Consider the following 15045-nt stretch of genomic DNA (forward strand, 5'->3'; position numbering starts at 1 on the left):
CGGACCGGACTCACCCCTGGTCCGAGGACCAGAACGGTTCCGCCAGCGCGGCGGCGGCGCGGAGCCGGTCCCCGTCCAGAACGAGTCCGGCGTCGGTGATCCCGGCCCGGGGCCAGGAGCAGCTGAGCGTGACCGGACCGGACGGCGGCAGCGGCCACAGCCACAGGCTCAGCTGGATGTCCTCGCTGTTGTTCCGGCCGCCCCCGCTGCTCTGGGTCGAGAAGGCATGCAGCATCGGCCCGCGCCCGTCCCGGAGGCCGGCGCTGTCGTTCTGCCGGACCGTCCGGCCGTCGGCGAACCGGACCGCGAACCGCAGTCCGTCGGTGTACTCGATTCCGTACTGGTCCTGCCAGGTGTCCCGGCCGTGTGCCTCCACCTCGATGACGATGCCGGTCGGGAACGCGAGCACCTGGCGGGTGGCGACCACGGCGCGTTCCGATCTGATGATCACAGCGGGACCGGCGCCGTGCGCACCCAGCATGGGCGGCGGCATCTGCCAGTCGGGGCCGTACTGCCCGGACGTCTCAGCCATGCCCCAAGGCTACTGCCGGGCCAGTCCGAAGCAGCAACTAGCTTGAAAACAAAGCAATTTGACTAGCGCCCCTCCGGAACGCCACTTCGCCGGGCACGTCACGGGGCGGCCGTGCGTTGTCGCTGCGGCAGAAGTATCCGCGACCGAGGAGAAGAACAGATGGCTCTGTGGGACCGCATCAAAGACTCCGCTAACACGATGCAGACGCAGCTCAACGCCAAGAAGAACGATCTCAAGAGCGGTGCGTTCCGTGACGCCAGCATGGCGATGTGCGCACTGGTCGCCGCGGCCGACGGTTCCATCGACCCATCCGAGCGGCAGCGCGTCGCCTCGCTGATCGCGACCAACGAGGTGCTGAAGAACTTCGCCGCCGACGACCTGCAGACCCGCTTCAACGACTACTGCAGCAAGCTGACCGCCGATTTCGACTTCGGCAAGGTCAGCGTGCTGCAGACGATCGGCAAGACCGGCAAGAAGCCGGTCGAGGCCCGCGCCGTGATCCAGATCGGCATTGTCATCGGCGGCGCCGACGGCAACTTCGACAAGACCGAGCAGGGCATCGTCCGCGAGGCCTGCTACGCGGTGGGGATCGCTCCTTCGGAGTTCGATCTCTGAACCGGGGGACCGGGATTCCCGGGAACCGGCAGCACGGCAGAGGGCGGCCCCCAGGCAGGGGCCGCCCTCTCTTTGCGATGTGCAATAGCTCTCACCCCGATTATGTCTGCTACCGACATATGATGGGCCCATGCTCCCCGCCGGCCCCCCGCAGCTCCCCGCCTTCCCTCCCGGGACGGCGCCCCGGGGCTGGGCCCGGCTCACCCGGGAGCGTCCGCGCCCGGACCGGATACGGACCCGCCCCTGGGCCTGGCGCCTCGCCGTCGCCACCGTCTGCTTCGGCGCGTTCATGGGGCAGTTGGACGCCAGCATCGTCACCCTGACCTACCGGTCCCTCGGGAACGAGTTCCACGCGGGTCCGGCAGCCGTCGAATGGGTGTCGCTCTCCTACCTGCTCACACTGGTCGCGATGCTGGTCCCGGCCGGGCGCTTCTCCGACGCCCGCGGGCGCAAGCTGATGTACCTGTACGGCTTCGCGGTGTTCACCGCCGCCTCCGCCGCCTGCGGGCTGGCACCCGGGCTCGCGGCGCTGGTCGCGTTCCGGGTGGTGCAGGCGCTGGGCGCGGCGCTGATGCAGGCCAACAGCGTCGCCCTGGTCACCACCAGCGCGCCGGCCGACCGGATGCGCAGCGCGCTGGGGATGCAGGCGGCCGGGCAGGCCGTCGGCCTGGCGCTCGGTCCCACCGTCGGCGGCGCGCTGGTGGCGACCGTCGGCTGGCACTGGGTCTTCCTGGTCAACGTCCCGATCGGGATCGTGTCGCTGATCGCCGGGCACTTCCTGCTGCCCCGTACCCGGACCCGGCAGCGCGACGGGGCCGGGAAGGTGGACGGCTACGGGGTGCTGCTGCTGGCCGGGGCGAGCACCGCGGGACTGCTCGGACTGTCCGTCAGCTCGGGTCTCGGCCTGCCGGTCTGGACCGCCGCGGTGCTGTTCGTGGCCGCCCTCGGCATCGGCCGGTCCTTCGTCCGGCGGCAGTCGACCTGCGCGCACCCGCTGGTCGACCTGGGCCTGCTGCGCTCCGGCGGGACGGCATCCGGCCTGCTCGGCGGGCTCTGCGGCTACCTGGTGCTGTTCGGCCCGCTGGTGCTGGTACCGGTCGTCCTGGGCCGGGACGGCGAGTCGGTGCTGTTCGCGGGCCTGGTGCTGACCGCGCTGCCGCTCGGCTTCGCCCTGGCCGCGACCCTCGGCGACCGGCTGCTGCCGCCCCGGTGGGACGACCGAGCCCGGGCCCGGATCGGAGCCGCCGGATGCGTGGCGGCGCTGCTGCTGATGGCCCTGCTGCCGTTCACCTCCGCGGTGCTGCCGCTGCCGCTGGGCCTGCTGGGGCTGGCCCTCGGGGTGTTCACCCCGGCCAACAACACCCTGGTGATGCGGGCGGTCCCGGCGTCGTCGGCGGGCACCGGGGGCGGGATGGTCAACATGGGCCGGGGCATGGGTACGGCCCTGGGCGTCGCGGCGGTGACCCTCACCCTGCACCTGGTCCCCGGCGCGGCCGGGACCCGTACCGCGGTCGCCGTGCTGGCGGCCTTCGCGCTGCTGGCCCTGGCGACGACGCTGACGACGCTGTGGAAGCCGACGCCCCGGAAGCCGACGCTGCCGAAGCCGGCGGGCGCGGGCGGCTGACGCCGGGTCCGAGGCCCGGTTGAGCACACCGGCCGCTGGGCCTCGCCCCGTCCCGGGCGACGCGGCAGGATGGGGGCATGAGTTCCGAGTCGCCGCAGCCGCCCACATCCGACCGCACCGCGGACACCGCGAACGCCGCGGACACCGCACAGCCTGTGGACACCGCACCCTCCGCGAGTGCCGCGGATCCCGCAGCCACCGCAGCCACCGCAGATCCGGCAGCCTCCGCAGATCCGGCAGCCTCCGCAGTCGACTTCAGCAGCCTCCCCGCCTGGGAGCAGCGCTTCCACGCCGCGCGGGTCAGCCTGCCCGAATGGGCCGAGGACGCCCCCGCGCGCTCGCTCTTCGTCTCCAACGCCACCGGCACCTTCGAGGTGTACGCGTGGGACCGGGCCACCGGCACGACCCGTCAGGCCACCGACCGCGCCAACGGCACCACCGACGCCGCACTCACCCCCGACGGCGAGTGGCTGTGGTGGTTCGACGACACCGACGGCGACGAGTTCGGCATCTGGCGGCGCCAGCCCTTCGCCGAAGACTCCGGAACCCCGGGCGGCGCCACGGACGAGGAGGCCGTCCCCGGTCTCCCCGCCTCCTACCCGGCCGGGCTCGCGCTGGGACGGGACGGCCTGGTCGTCGTCGGCCGCTCCACCGACGAGGACGGCAGCACGCTGCACCTGGTCCGCCCCGGCGCGGAGCCGGTCGAGGTGTACCGGCACCGCGAGTCGGCGGCGGTCGCCGACCTCTCCCACGACGGGACGCTGCTCGCCGTCGACCACACCGAGCACGGCGACGCCATGCACTCGGCGCTGCGGGTGCTCCGCACCTCCGACCACAGCACCGTGGGCGAGTTGGACGACGCGACCGGGCGGGAGCAGCCGCTCGGCCTGTCCTGCCAGGGCTTCGCCCCGCTGCCCGGCGAAACCCGGATGCTGGTGGCCCATCAGCGCCGGGGCCGCTGGGAGCCGCTGATCTGGGACCCGGTCAGCGGCTCGGTCCAGGAGATCACGATCGAACTGCCGTACCAGGAGCCCGGCGACCTCTCCGCCGAGTGGTACCCGGACGCCTCGGCACTGCTGGTCGAGCACACCCGGCACGGCCGCAGCGAGCTCTACCGCTACGAGCTGGCGACCGGTGCGCTGCTCCGCCTGGACACCCCGCCGGGGACAGTCTCCGGCGCGAGCGCCCGTCCGGACGGCAGCGTGGAGTTCCTCTGGTCCTCGGCGGCCGAGCCGTCGGTGGTCCGCTCCACGGACGGCTCGGTGGTACTGGCCGCGCCCGGGCCGCAGGCCCCGCCGTCGGTACCGGTCGAGGACGTGTGGGTGGACGGGCCCGGCGGGCCGATCCACGCGCTGGTGCAGCGCCCGTCCGGCGAGGGCCCCTTCCCGGTGCTGTTCCAGGTCCACGGCGGCCCGACCTGGCACGACAGCGACGCCTTCGCCCCGGGGGCGGCCGTCTGGATCGACCACGGATTCGCCGTGGTCCGGGTCAACTACCGCGGCTCGACCGGCTACGGACAGGCCTGGACGGACGCGCTGCGGAACCGGGTCGGCCTGATCGAGCTGGAGGACATCGCGGCGGTGCGGACCTGGGCGATCGAGTCCGGGCTCGCCGACCCGTCCCGGCTGGTGCTGTCCGGCGGCTCCTGGGGCGGCTATCTGACCCTGCTCGGCCTCGGCACCCAGCCCGACGACTGGGCGCTGGGCCTGGCCATCGTCCCGGTCGCGGACTATGTGACGGCCTATCACGACGAGATGGAGGGCCTGAAGGCGATGGACCGCACCCTCCTCGGCGGCACCCCCGAGGAGGTCCCCGAGCGGTTCGCGGCGTCCTCGCCGCTGACCTATGTGGAGCAGGTGCGGGCGCCGGTCTACATCAGCGCCGGACTGAACGACCCGCGCTGCCCGATCGCGCAGATCGAGAACTATGTGGCGCGGCTGGAGAAGCTCGGCCGGGTGCACGAGGTGTACCGCTACGAGGCCGGGCACGGCTCACTGGTGGTGCAGGAGCGGATCAAGCAACTGCGGCTGGAGCTGGACTTCGTGTCCCGGCACCTGGGCCTGGGCTCGGGCTCGGAGCAGGAAAACTGAATCCGGGGCACTGACGCCCGGGGGTGCGGGACCGCGGTCGGGCGAGACCAGGACGTGGTCAGGACGTGGTGAGTCCGAGGTCGCGGTCCCGCACCAGCTCCACCTCGCGGCGGACGAAACGCGCCCACATGAAGACCACGAAGCCCGCGAAGACGAACCACTGCAGGGTGTAGCCGAGGTTCTGGAACGCCCGCAGGGTCAGCCCCGCGCCGCCGGACGGCTGGTAGGTGGGCACCGGCGTCAGCCCGGTGCCGGCGTGGCCGTCCAGGGCCACCCAGCCGTTGTAGACGGAGTACGGCAGCAGGTTCACCAGGGTGCCGGGGCTGATCATGCCGACCTGCCCGGCGGGCAGCCCGCCGCTGCTGATGACCTCGGGCGAGCTGGCGTCCTCGGAGGTCTGCAGCCGTCCGCGCAGCTCGACGGTTCCGGCGGGCGCGGGCGGGACGCTGCTCGGCTTGGCCGTCCAGCCGCGGACGACGGAGATCGGGAGGCCGCCGCCGGTCGGACGCAGCGGAGTGAGCACGTAGTAGCCGGACTTCCCGTTCACCGTCCGCTGCGGGACCAGCAGCTGGTGCGCGGTGTCGTAGCTGCCCGCGAAGGTGACCTCCCGGCCGACGTCGGCCGCCGTCACCGTCTGCGCGTCCGGCCCGCGCAGCAGCGGGGCCAGCGGCACCGCCCGGTTCAGCTCCGCGGCCTGGGTGGCGGCGTGGCTGCCCGCGTGACTGTGCAGCTCGAAGCGGCTCAGCTGCCAGACGCCCAACCAGAGGCACGCCGGCACGGCCAGGACGGCGAGCAGGTTGATGCCGAGCCAACGGGGGGTGAGGAGGAACCGGTACACACCACCACGGTAGCCAGACTCCCCTGCGCCTCGGCACCGGGGTCCGAGATCACCGCGCACGGGGCGCGTGGTGCGGACGGGGCGCAGGGGACGGACGGCGCAGCCGGGCGCGGACGGCTCAGCCGGCCGAGAGCTGGGCGGTGCGGTAGACGGTGCCGGCGCAGGCGTTGGTGATCACGGCACTGGCCGCCGCCGCCCCGCCCGCGCCGGGGGTGTGCGCGAGGGTGATCGTGGGCGTCGCGCTGCCCTGGGTCGGGGCGGTGGTGTCGCCCCCCGACGTCTGGGTGGAGCCGTCCGTACCGGGGGCCGGCGAGTCGGTGCTGCCCGGCGCGGAGGAGTCGGTGCAGCTGGGCGCGCCCGTCCCGGTGGCCGGGACCCAGGCGAACTCGACCAGGTACGACGCGCCCGGCGCGAGCTGCACCGGGGAGGGCGTGGCCTCGGGCTGCGGAAGCCCTCCGGCCGGGTCCCCCGCAGTGTGCGGGGCGACCGAGATCCAGGACCTGTCCGTACCGGACACCGCGAGTACCGAGACATCTCCCGGCGTCGAGACCTTGCAGGCGGCCGCGGAGACATTGCTGACCTGGAAGGTGCCGTAGACCACCCCGGCGGCGTCCGGCGAGCCGACCGTGTCGGCGCCGTTGCCCAACTGGGCCCGGGTGCACTCGGCCACCGGTGCCGACGATCCGCCGACCGATCCGGCCGAGCCACCGGAGGCGGCCGAACTGCCCGACCCGGGGACGGCGGGTCTGGTCAGGGAGGGAGCGGGCTGCAGCACACCGGACGCACCGGGCAGCACCGAGGCTGAGTTGTGGCCCGCGGCGCTGGTGCCACCGGCGAAGGAACTGCCGACTCCGGGCAGCATCCGGCCCGGGCCGACCGGGACCAGAGTGGGGCTGCCGGTGGCGTGCGGACCGTGGGTGGTGTTGTTCGCCGTGTCGCCGTAGTGCTGGCTGCTCTGCGGGCCGTCGGTGGTGCTGATGGAGACCCCGGCCGAGTGCAGGGCCAGGGTGCCGAGGGAGCAGAGGGCCACGGTGGCCGCGACCGTACCGACGATCCGCCGCCGCTGCCGACGGCGGCGCGGGACGGCGCGACGGAGCTGCTCCAGGGCGCCCGGCATCGGGGTGAGCTCGCCGACCGCACGGTGCAGCAGGTCGCGCAGCTCACGCTGCTCGGGCGTGAGCTCGGCCTCGGGCCCGAGCGCGGCCCCGGACTCCGCGCCTGAGCCGGGGCCGGATCCCGCGCCGAAGCCGGCGCCGCCGGAACCCGGCCAGCCTCCCGCTCCGCTGCCGGACCCATGTCCGGACCCGGCCCCGGACCCGGACCCTGACGCGGCATCAGACCTAGTTCCAGACCCAGACCCAGTTCCAGCTCCGCCCTCGGCCTCGGGTTCCCTCGTCGCGCGGTCGAGCCAGGGCGGCAACGAGGTCGGCGGGGCCATCGGCATCGGCGGAGCCTGCGGCACGGACCCGTGCCTGCCGGCGTTGCCGCCCGGACGGACGACCCTGACGGCGGCGCGTGGTTCGCGTGGTTCGCGGGACAGGTCCTCGCCGCTCATGACGTGCTCTCCATGGCGATCCGCAGCGCCGCGAGGCCCCGCGAACCGTATGCCTTCACTGATCCGATCGAGATGCCGAGGCTGTCCGCCACCTGGGCCTCCGTCATATCGGCCAGGTAGCGCAGCACCAGCACCTCACGCTGCCGCCGCTGCAGCCCGCGCAGCGAGCGCCGCAGATGGTCCCGCTCCAGGGCGTCGTACGCCCCTTCCTCGGCGCTGGCCATGTCCGGCATCGGCTTGGGCAGCAGCCGCAGCCCCATGATCCGGCGGCGCAGGGTGGACCGGGACAGATTCACGACGGTCTGCCGCAGGTAGGCGAGGGTCTTCTCCGGGTCGCGGACCCGGCGCCGCGCCGCGTGCACCCGGATGAACGCCTCCTGCACCACGTCCTCGCAGGAGGCGGTGTCGTCCAGGAGCAGCGCGGCCAGCCCGAGCAGCGAGCGGTAGTGGGCCTGGTAGGTCTCGGTGAGCTGGTCGACGCTGGTGCCCTCGGCCGCGGCGCTCGCCGACGCGGCGGCCTCCACACGGTCGGCGACCCGGTCGGTCACATGGTCGACGCCATGGCGCACGTTCGGGAAGGGCGCGGTCATCGGACCACCCCCCAGCACTGCCGCACGAAGTGCCGCTGTCCGCAGCCCCGCCGTACGTCCCGCCCGCTCTGCCACAACTGTCGCCACGGAGGTTTGACGAGCGACCCAGGGCGAAGGTTGTACGGAATGACGGAGCAGTTGTCATGCCCCCTACTCATCCGTGTTGTCCTCCCCTGCGCAGCCGTTGACGCTCCCAAGGTAAGGGGCGACGCTACCTGCGTCACCGGAATCCCTAGGACTTCCACAAAGCCCACCCGCGCGGGCAGCGCGGGTGGGCTCCGTCGGCCGCTGTCGACCTCATGTCGGCCCTGTCGGCCTCTGTCGGCCCTGTGCCTTGTGGGGCCCGGTCGCTCCTGCCGGGGTCAGCGGCCGGTGCCGCCGTAGACCACGGCTTCGTCGGTCGCGCTGTCCAGGCCGAAGGCCGTGTGCACCGCGCGGACCGCCTCGTTGACGTCGTCGGCACGGGTCACCACCGAGATGCGGATCTCCGAGGTGGAGATCAGCTCGATGTTGACACCCGCCTCCGACAACGCCTCGAAGAAGGTCGCGGTGACCCCGGGGTTGGACCGCATACCGGCGCCGACCAGCGAGATCTTGCCGATCTGGTCGTCGTAGCGGAGCGACTCGAAGCCGATCCCGCCCTGCGCCCGCTCCAGCGCCTCGATGGCCTTGCGGCCGTCGGCCTTCGGGGCGGTGAAGGAGATGTCGGTCAGACCGGTCGCCGCGGCGGACACGTTCTGGACCACCATGTCGATGTTGACCTCGGCGTCGGCGATGGCCCGGAAGATCCGCGCCGCCTCGCCCGGCTTGTCGGGGACGCCGACGACGGTGACCTTGGCCTCCGACGTGTCGTGGGCGACCCCGGAGATGATGGCGTGCTCCATTTCGCCCCCTTCGGGCTTGTTGCGGACCCAGGTCCCGACGTGTCCGGAGAAGGACGACCGCACATGGATGGGCATGTTGTAGCGCCGCGCGTACTCGACGCAGCGGGCGAGCAGCACCTTCGAACCGGACGAGGCCAGTTCGAGCATGTCCTCGTAGCCGATCTCGTCGATCTTCTGCGCCTTCTTCACCACCCGCGGGTCGGCGGTGAACACGCCGTCCACGTCGGTGTAGATCTCGCAGACCTCGGCGTGCAGCGCGGCGGCCAGGGCGACCGCCGTGGTGTCGGAGCCGCCGCGGCCCAGGGTGGTGATGTCCTTGCTGTCCAGGGACACCCCCTGGAAGCCGGCCACGATCGCGATATTGCCCTGGTCCAGGGCAGTACGGATCCGGCCGGGCGTCACATCGATGATGCGGGCCTTGTTGTGGACCGAGTCGGTGATCACCCCGGCCTGGCTCCCGGTGAACGACTGGGCCTCGTGGCCCAGGGATTTGATCGCCATCGCCAACAGGGCCATGGAGATCCGCTCTCCGGAGGTCAGCAGCATGTCGAGCTCGCGCCCCGCCGGGAAGGGCGAGACCTGCTCCGCGAGATCGATGAGCTCGTCCGTCGTGTCACCCATCGCGGACACCACGACGACGACCTCATGGCCGGCCTTCTTGGTGTCGACGATTCGCCTGGCGACGCGCTTGATGCCCTCGGCATCAGCGACGGAGGAGCCGCCGTACTTCTGCACGACAAGGCCCACGTGCGCTCCTCGTTCAGTCCTGACTGTTCTGGTGGTGCGGTCGGCCCAGTCTAACGAGCAGGCCGGAAGACCCCCGGCTCTTCCGAATGGTGGGATTTGATGCTCACCAGTCGAGATCACCGTCGATTTTGCGGCGCCCGGCCGCCGGCGGCTGCCAAAGTCTCCACCGGAGGCTCCTGGAGATCCCCGGCGACCCCGACCCCGACCCCTGAAGACCACCAGGGGCCCTACGGCCCGCAGACCCCCATGGCCCGCTAGAGACCTGGCTCGCTAGAGGCCCTGAACGCCCAGCTCAGCGGCCATCAACTCGCCCGCCTGCTGGCCCAGCTGCTCGTCGGTCAGCCCGTCGTCGTCGGTGTCGGCGCCGTCGGCCGGGGCGCCGATCGGGCTGTCCAGGCGGACATGCGCCACCAGCGAGTGCAGTGCGCGCAGCACCGCGGTCGTGGTGGAGCCCCAGTTGGCCAGGTAGGAGAACTGCCACCACCACAGCGCCTCGGAGACCCGTCCCGCCCGGTAGTGCACCAGGCCGTGCTCCAGGTCGGTCACCACACCCGACAGGTCGTCCGAGATCCGGCACGGCACCGGCTTGTCCGCCGGACCGTACGGGTCGAAGACCTCGTGGTAGACGTCGATCGGCGCGAGCAGGTCGGCGAGGCGTTGGCGCAGGTCGTCCTCGTCCGCGTCCGGGCCGGTGTCCGGCTCGTAGCGGTCCTCCGGCAGCACGTCGTCGATCGCACCGAGCCGACCGCCGGCCAGCAGCAGCTGCGAGACCTCCAGCAGCAGAAGCGAGATCGCACTGCCGGGCTCGTCGCCCTTGGCGATCTCGTGGACGGACAGCACGAAGCTGTTCACCGAGTCCGCGATCTGCACCGCGAAGTCGTCCGGCTCCTCCGGACGGTGCCCCGCCGTGCCGGTGGCTTTGGTGCCAGTGGTGATGGTGGTGTTCGTGGTGGTGTCAGACATCGAGAAGTCGTCTCCCTTCGAAGGCACGTCCGAGGGTGACCTCGTCGGCGTACTCCAGATCTCCCCCGACCGGCAGGCCACTCGCCAGACGGGTCACTCGCAGGCCCATCGGCTTCAGCAGCCGGGCCAGGTAGGTGGCGGTCGCCTCTCCCTCCAGGTTGGGGTCGGTGGCCAGGATCAGCTCGGTGACGACACCGTCGGCGAGACGGGTCATCAGCTCCCTGATCCGCAGGTCGTCCGGACCGACACCGTCGATCGGGCTGATCGCCCCGCCGAGCACGTGGTACCGGCCGCGGAACTCACGGGTCCGCTCGACCGCCACCACGTCCTTGGGCTCCTCGACGACGCAGATCACCGTCGGATCGCGGCGCGCGTCCAGGCAGACCCGGCAGCGCTCCGACTCGGAGACATTCCCGCAGACCGCGCAGAAACGGACCTTCTCCTTGACCTCGTTCAGCGCGCTCGCCAGGCGGCGGACGTCCACGGGGTCCGACTGCAGGATGTGGAAGGCGATCCGCTGCGCGCTCTTGGGACCGACGCCGGGCAGCCTGCCCAACTCGTCGATGAGGTCCTGAACCACGCCCTCGTACACGTTTCCGCCCCTGCCTTTCCGTCGCTCGAACTGCTTGCTGCTGGATACCGCTGGATGTCTACTGCTTCAAAACCCTGCGGTTACTCAGTTATCAGACCGCGGTTGCCATCATCCTCTGGCCGCGGCCCCTGCCACAGTCTCGCGGCACACCCGGCTCCCATGCGCCGGGGGCGCGCAGGAGTCTTCCTACAGTCATCCCGGCTGGCTGGCCATCCGGTCCGTCCGGTCGTCCGGTCTCCGGTCGTCCGGTGGCGTCGACCCCGGCCGGTCGAGCCGGTCAGGCCGGTCAGCCGGTGGCGATCGCCTTCCAGCGCCTTCCAGCCAGTGCCTTCCGGCCAGCCGACCATCCGCTCGTCAGAACGGCAGGCCGGGGATCCCGCCGCCGCCCAAGCCCTGCGCCAGCGGGCCGAGACGCTCGGCCGCGAGCCTCTGCGCGGCGGCGTTGGCGTCCCGTACCGCGGCGAGGACCAGGTCGGCCAGGGTCTCGGTATCGTCCGGGTCGACCGCCTTGGGGTCGATGACCAGGCCCTTGAGCTCGCCCGTACCGCTCACCGTCGCCTGCACCAGGCCGCCGCCGGCCGTGCCCTGCACCGTCGTCTCAGCCAGCTCGGCCTGGGTACGGGCGAGCTGCTGCTGCATCTGCTGGGCCTGCTGCAGCAGGGCCTGCATGTCGGGCTGTCCACCACCGGGGAACATGGTTCGCTCCTGTCTGAGGTTCTGCCGTCGGTTCTGCGATCGCGTTCGCCGACGCACGGACGCTTCGCGCTGAGCCTACGTGGTCAAAGCGACACCCCGCCGCCGATGCGCCACAGCAGCGCCGGGGTCGGGTTCGGTGTCGGTGTGGCGATCGTTGCCGGGGTCGGCGAGGGGACGGGGCGGAGACAGGTGACTGCGACGCGCCGGGACGGGGACGGGGACGGGGACGGGGTCAGCCTCGGCTCGGCGCCGGGCCGCCCGGGTCGGTCAGGGGCGCATTTGCCTGGAGATGCATTTGCTTGGAGATGGGGTGGGGCCACGGGGCCAGCAGCGACGCCACAACGTGCGACACCCCAGGCCCGATGCCCGAGCCCACCATCACGACCGCGCCCGGCCGCCCCGCCTGCGCCCACCCCGCGCCCGCGTGAACCCCAACTCGCCCCGGCCCCAATCACCAATCTCCGCGCGCCTGGGCCCGCCCCGTTCCCGGTCCGCATGAGCCCCGGCTCGACCCCGACCCCGACTCCCAACCCCCGCGCATCCGTGCGCCCGCGCACGTACCCGCGTGGACTCCAGCGCGCCCCAACCCAGCCCTCAGCTACCAGTCCTCCGCGCATCCGCGCGTCACCCGCCGCACTCCCCCCCGCGCAGCCATCAACGCTCGTGGTTGATCTCCTCGATCACCGTCGCGCCCAGCTCGCGCATGATCAACTCAGGCCCGGAGACCATTCCCTGGCCGTATCCGCCGGCCTCCTCCTCCGGAATCGTCTCGTCGTCGGGCGACATCGGCGGCAGGTCGGCAACGGTCGGCGGAGCCGCTTGCGCCTGCGGTGGAACAGGCGGCGTGCTCGGCATCGGCCCAGGCGCGGACTGCTGCTGCGGCGGTCTCGCCTGCTGCTGTGCCGGAGGCTGCGGAGAAGCCTGCACCACAGGCGGCGGCGCGAATTGAGTCGCGCCCTGCCCCTGCGGTGGCCCTTGTACCTGCCCCTGCCCCTGCCCCTGCATCTGTCCCGGCCCCGGAGCCTGCCCTTGTGGTTGCGGCTGCCCCTGGAAGCCCGCTCGTCCCCCGCCGCCTCCGCCTGCTCCCCCGCCCGCGCCTCCGCCCCCAGAGGGATCGATGACGCAGTCGATCCTCCAGGACACGCCGAAAGCGTCCTGAAGCGCCTGCTTCAGAACGTCCTCATGGCCGCCGTTGACGAAGCCGTCCCTGCTGCCCGCATGCTCGAACGACAGTTGGAGCGTGCTCCCGTCGAAGCCGGCGACCTGGGCCTGCTGCACCAGCATCCAGGTGACCCGACGTCGGCCCTTCACCGCCTCCAGCACCTGCGGCCACATCTGCCGCACCTGCCCGACCCCGCCACCACCCTGCGCCGGCGCTGGCGCCGGCGCGGCCTCGGCGGGTGCTGCCGCCTGCCGAGGCTGCTCAGCAACGCCACCCCCCGGGCCAGCCGGGCTCCCCGGCCCACCCCCCGGAGCGAAACTGCGCGGCACCGGCCAGGCCCCCCGCGGCGGCCCGGCCTGCGCCGCAGGCGGCTGAACCGCCGCCGACACGGGTGCGGGAACGGCAACGGGCGCCTGCTGCTGCACCGACTGCACAGGCTGCACCGGCTGCATCGACTGCACCGGCTGGTGATACTGCGCCGGCGCCGCCTCAATCACCGGCATGATCCCGCTCCCCGGCCCTGCCACCGCCGCAGGAACAGGCCCCGACACAGCCGCGGCCTGCGCCGAACCCGCGCCTACGCCGACCCCCGGCACCCCTCCCCCGATTCCCTCGAAAGAGGTCCGCCGCTCCAGCCGGTCCAGCCGCGCCTGTGTCGATCGCTCGTCGTCGTACGCACCGGGCAGCATCACCCGCGCGCAGATCAGTTCCAGCTGCAGTCGGGGCGAGGTCGCCCCCCGCATCTCGGTCAGCCCGGTGTTGACGATGTCGGCGGCCCGGCTCAGCTCAGCCGGTCCGAAGCCCCGCGCCTGCTGCTCCATGATCGCGATCCGGTCGGCGGGGGCGTCGATGATGCCCTTCTCCCCCGCGTCCGGTACTGCCGAGAGAATGACCAGGTCACGGAGCCGCTCCAGCAGGTCCGCGACAAAGCGGCGCGGGTCGTGGCCGCCTTCGATGACCCGGTCCACGATGCCGAAGACGACCGCGCCGTCCTGGGCCGCGAACGCGTCCACGACCTCGTCCAGCAGCCCGGCGTCGGTGTACCCGAGCAGGGACGTCGCCATGGCATACGTCACACCGCCCTCGTCGGCCCCGGCCAGCAGTTGGTCCATGACCGACATCGAGTCACGCACGGACCCGGCCCCGGCCCGGACCACCAGCGGATAGACGGAGTCCTCGACCCTGATGTCCTCCCGCCCGCAGACGTCCGCGAGGTAGTCCCGCAGCGTTCCCGGCGGCACCAGCCGGAAGGGGTAGTGGTGGGTGCGCGAGCGGATGGTCCCGATGACCTTCTCGGGCTCCGTCGTCGCGAAGATGAACTTGAGGTGCTCGGGCGGTTCCTCCACCACCTTCAGCAGGGCGTTGAAGCCCGCCGTCGAGACCATGTGCGCCTCGTCGATGATGTAGATCTTGAAGCGGCTGGAGGCAGGCGCGAAGAACGCCTTCTCCCGCAGGTCACGGGTGTCGTCGACACCACCGTGCGAGGCGGCGTCGATCTCGATGACGTCGATGGAGCCGGGGCCGCCACGCGCCAGGTCCCGGCAGGACTGGCACTCGCCGCAGGGCGTCGGCGTCGGCCCCTGCTCGCAGTTGAGGCAGCGGGCGAGGATGCGGGCGCTGGTCGTCTTGCCGCAGCCGCGCGGGCCGCTGAACAGGTATGCGTGATTGACCCGGTTGTTCCGCAGCGCCTGCTGGAGCGGTCCGGTGACGTGCTCCTGACCGATGACCTCGGCGTAGGTCTCGGGGCGATAGCGGCGATAGAGAGCGAGCGACACGTCACTGACCCTAACGGTCCCCACTGACAAGCGGGGGCCCCTGGAAAACGACAGGACCCCCCGTGCACCCGCCAGAGCCCACTTACCCTTGCTGCCTTCCGGCCCTGGGGGAGTTCAGCGAGATAGCGCCACACGAGGGGCTGGGAAACAGCGTAGCGGATCCCCGACACCCCCCACGACCACCCCCACCCCGATCACCCCGCCCCACCGCCCCCCAGGTCAGCCCGACCAAAACGTGTTCACGAGCACCCCCAAACGTCTAGTAAGCTCTCCCACGGAGGATTCGCCTAGTGGCCTAGGGCGCACGCTTGGAAAGCGTGTTGGGGGCAACCCCTCACGAGTTCGAATCTCGTATCCTCCGCAGGTCAGAAGCCCCGCCCGG

The 15045-nt window shown here is 72.0% G+C and carries 12 protein-coding genes, 1 tRNA gene and 1 other RNA gene; 4 read left to right on the forward strand and 10 right to left on the reverse strand.

Annotation, left to right across the window (positions count from 1 at the left end):
- Positions 1–10: 10 nt before the first annotated feature.
- Positions 11–532 (reverse strand): hypothetical protein, encoded by a 522-nt coding sequence (locus tag ACEZDG_RS16260; protein ID WP_380509241.1) that lies wholly within the window; start codon positions 530–532, stop codon positions 11–13.
- A 159-nt stretch (positions 533–691) separates the two neighbouring features.
- On the opposite strand from ACEZDG_RS16260, the gene ACEZDG_RS16265 reads away from it, so the two are divergent.
- The 3 genes from ACEZDG_RS16265 (at position 692) to ACEZDG_RS16275 (ending at position 4861) form a co-directional block, all read left to right on the forward strand.
- Positions 692–1147 carry a tellurite resistance TerB family protein gene (locus tag ACEZDG_RS16265; RefSeq protein WP_380509244.1) on the forward strand — a complete coding sequence of 152 codons (456 nt, stop codon included), beginning with the start codon at positions 692–694 and terminating at the stop codon, positions 1145–1147.
- 130 nt (positions 1148–1277) lie between these two features.
- Positions 1278–2771, forward strand: coding sequence for an MFS transporter (locus ACEZDG_RS16270; RefSeq protein WP_380509247.1), 1494 nt, complete (start codon positions 1278–1280; stop codon positions 2769–2771).
- Between the two features lie 77 nt (positions 2772–2848).
- Entirely contained in the window at positions 2849–4861 is a 2013-nt protein-coding gene (locus ACEZDG_RS16275; protein WP_380509250.1) for a S9 family peptidase, read from the forward strand.
- A gap of 58 nt (positions 4862–4919) precedes the next feature.
- On the opposite strand, the gene ACEZDG_RS16280 is transcribed toward ACEZDG_RS16275, so the two are convergent.
- The 9 genes from ACEZDG_RS16280 to ffs form a co-directional block, all read right to left on the reverse strand.
- Entirely contained in the window at positions 4920–5699 is a 780-nt protein-coding gene (locus tag ACEZDG_RS16280; protein WP_380509253.1) for an SURF1 family protein, read from the reverse strand.
- A gap of 118 nt (positions 5700–5817) precedes the next feature.
- Positions 5818–7254 (reverse strand): hypothetical protein, encoded by a 1437-nt coding sequence (locus tag ACEZDG_RS16285; RefSeq protein WP_380509256.1) that lies wholly within the window; start codon positions 7252–7254, stop codon positions 5818–5820.
- A complete protein-coding gene (locus ACEZDG_RS16290) occupies positions 7251–7844 on the reverse strand; it encodes a SigE family RNA polymerase sigma factor (protein WP_380509259.1) in 594 nt (197 codons plus the stop codon). Before ACEZDG_RS16290 ends, ACEZDG_RS16285 begins: the two co-directional genes overlap by 4 nt.
- Before the next feature lie 362 nt (positions 7845–8206).
- A complete protein-coding gene (locus ACEZDG_RS16295) occupies positions 8207–9475 on the reverse strand; it encodes an aspartate kinase (protein WP_380509261.1) in 1269 nt (422 codons plus the stop codon).
- A gap of 270 nt (positions 9476–9745) precedes the next feature.
- Positions 9746–10438 carry a DUF5063 domain-containing protein gene (locus tag ACEZDG_RS16300; protein ID WP_380509264.1) on the reverse strand — a complete coding sequence of 231 codons (693 nt, stop codon included), beginning with the start codon at positions 10436–10438 and terminating at the stop codon, positions 9746–9748.
- Positions 10431–11030: a recombination mediator RecR gene (gene recR / locus ACEZDG_RS16305; RefSeq protein WP_380509267.1), complete on the reverse strand. Its 600-nt coding sequence runs from the start codon at positions 11028–11030 to the stop codon at positions 10431–10433. Before recR ends, ACEZDG_RS16300 begins: the two co-directional genes overlap by 8 nt.
- 354 nt (positions 11031–11384) lie before the next feature.
- The gene (locus tag ACEZDG_RS16310; RefSeq protein ID WP_380509270.1) at positions 11385–11726 is read right to left on the reverse strand and encodes a YbaB/EbfC family nucleoid-associated protein; all 342 of its coding nucleotides are present in this window, start codon (positions 11724–11726) and stop codon (positions 11385–11387) included.
- 654 nt (positions 11727–12380) lie between these two features.
- Positions 12381–14663 (reverse strand): DNA polymerase III subunit gamma and tau, encoded by a 2283-nt coding sequence (locus tag ACEZDG_RS16315; protein ID WP_380509273.1) that lies wholly within the window; start codon positions 14661–14663, stop codon positions 12381–12383.
- A 46-nt stretch (positions 14664–14709) separates the two neighbouring features.
- Positions 14710–14808, reverse strand: an RNA gene (ffs, locus tag ACEZDG_RS16320) — signal recognition particle sRNA small type.
- 131 nt (positions 14809–14939) lie between these two features.
- Here ffs and ACEZDG_RS16325 point away from each other — a divergent pair.
- Positions 14940–15024 (forward strand) — tRNA-Ser (locus ACEZDG_RS16325).
- Positions 15025–15045: the final 21 nt, after the last annotated feature.

It is taken from the genome of Streptacidiphilus alkalitolerans (assembly GCF_042511045.1).
Taxonomy (GTDB): Bacteria; Actinomycetota; Actinomycetes; order Streptomycetales; family Streptomycetaceae; genus Streptacidiphilus; species Streptacidiphilus alkalitolerans.

What these genes read in the sequence shown, in the direction of transcription:
- ACEZDG_RS16270 (WP_380509247.1), top strand. Translation starts at nt 1,278, where the DNA reads ATGCTCCCCGCCGGCCCCCCGCAGCTCCCCGCCTTCCCTCCCGGGACG.
- ACEZDG_RS16285 (WP_380509256.1), bottom strand. Translation starts at nt 7,254, where the DNA reads ATGAGCGGCGAGGACCTGTCCCGCGAACCACGCGAACCACGCGCCGCC.
- ACEZDG_RS16260 (WP_380509241.1), bottom strand. Translation starts at nt 532, where the DNA reads ATGGCTGAGACGTCCGGGCAGTACGGCCCCGACTGGCAGATGCCGCCG.
- ACEZDG_RS16265 (WP_380509244.1), top strand. Translation starts at nt 692, where the DNA reads ATGGCTCTGTGGGACCGCATCAAAGACTCCGCTAACACGATGCAGACG.
- ACEZDG_RS16300 (WP_380509264.1), bottom strand. Translation starts at nt 10,438, where the DNA reads ATGTCTGACACCACCACGAACACCACCATCACCACTGGCACCAAAGCC.
- ACEZDG_RS16275 (WP_380509250.1), top strand. Translation starts at nt 2,849, where the DNA reads ATGAGTTCCGAGTCGCCGCAGCCGCCCACATCCGACCGCACCGCGGAC.
- ACEZDG_RS16290 (WP_380509259.1), bottom strand. Translation starts at nt 7,844, where the DNA reads ATGACCGCGCCCTTCCCGAACGTGCGCCATGGCGTCGACCATGTGACC.
- ACEZDG_RS16310 (WP_380509270.1), bottom strand. Translation starts at nt 11,726, where the DNA reads ATGTTCCCCGGTGGTGGACAGCCCGACATGCAGGCCCTGCTGCAGCAG.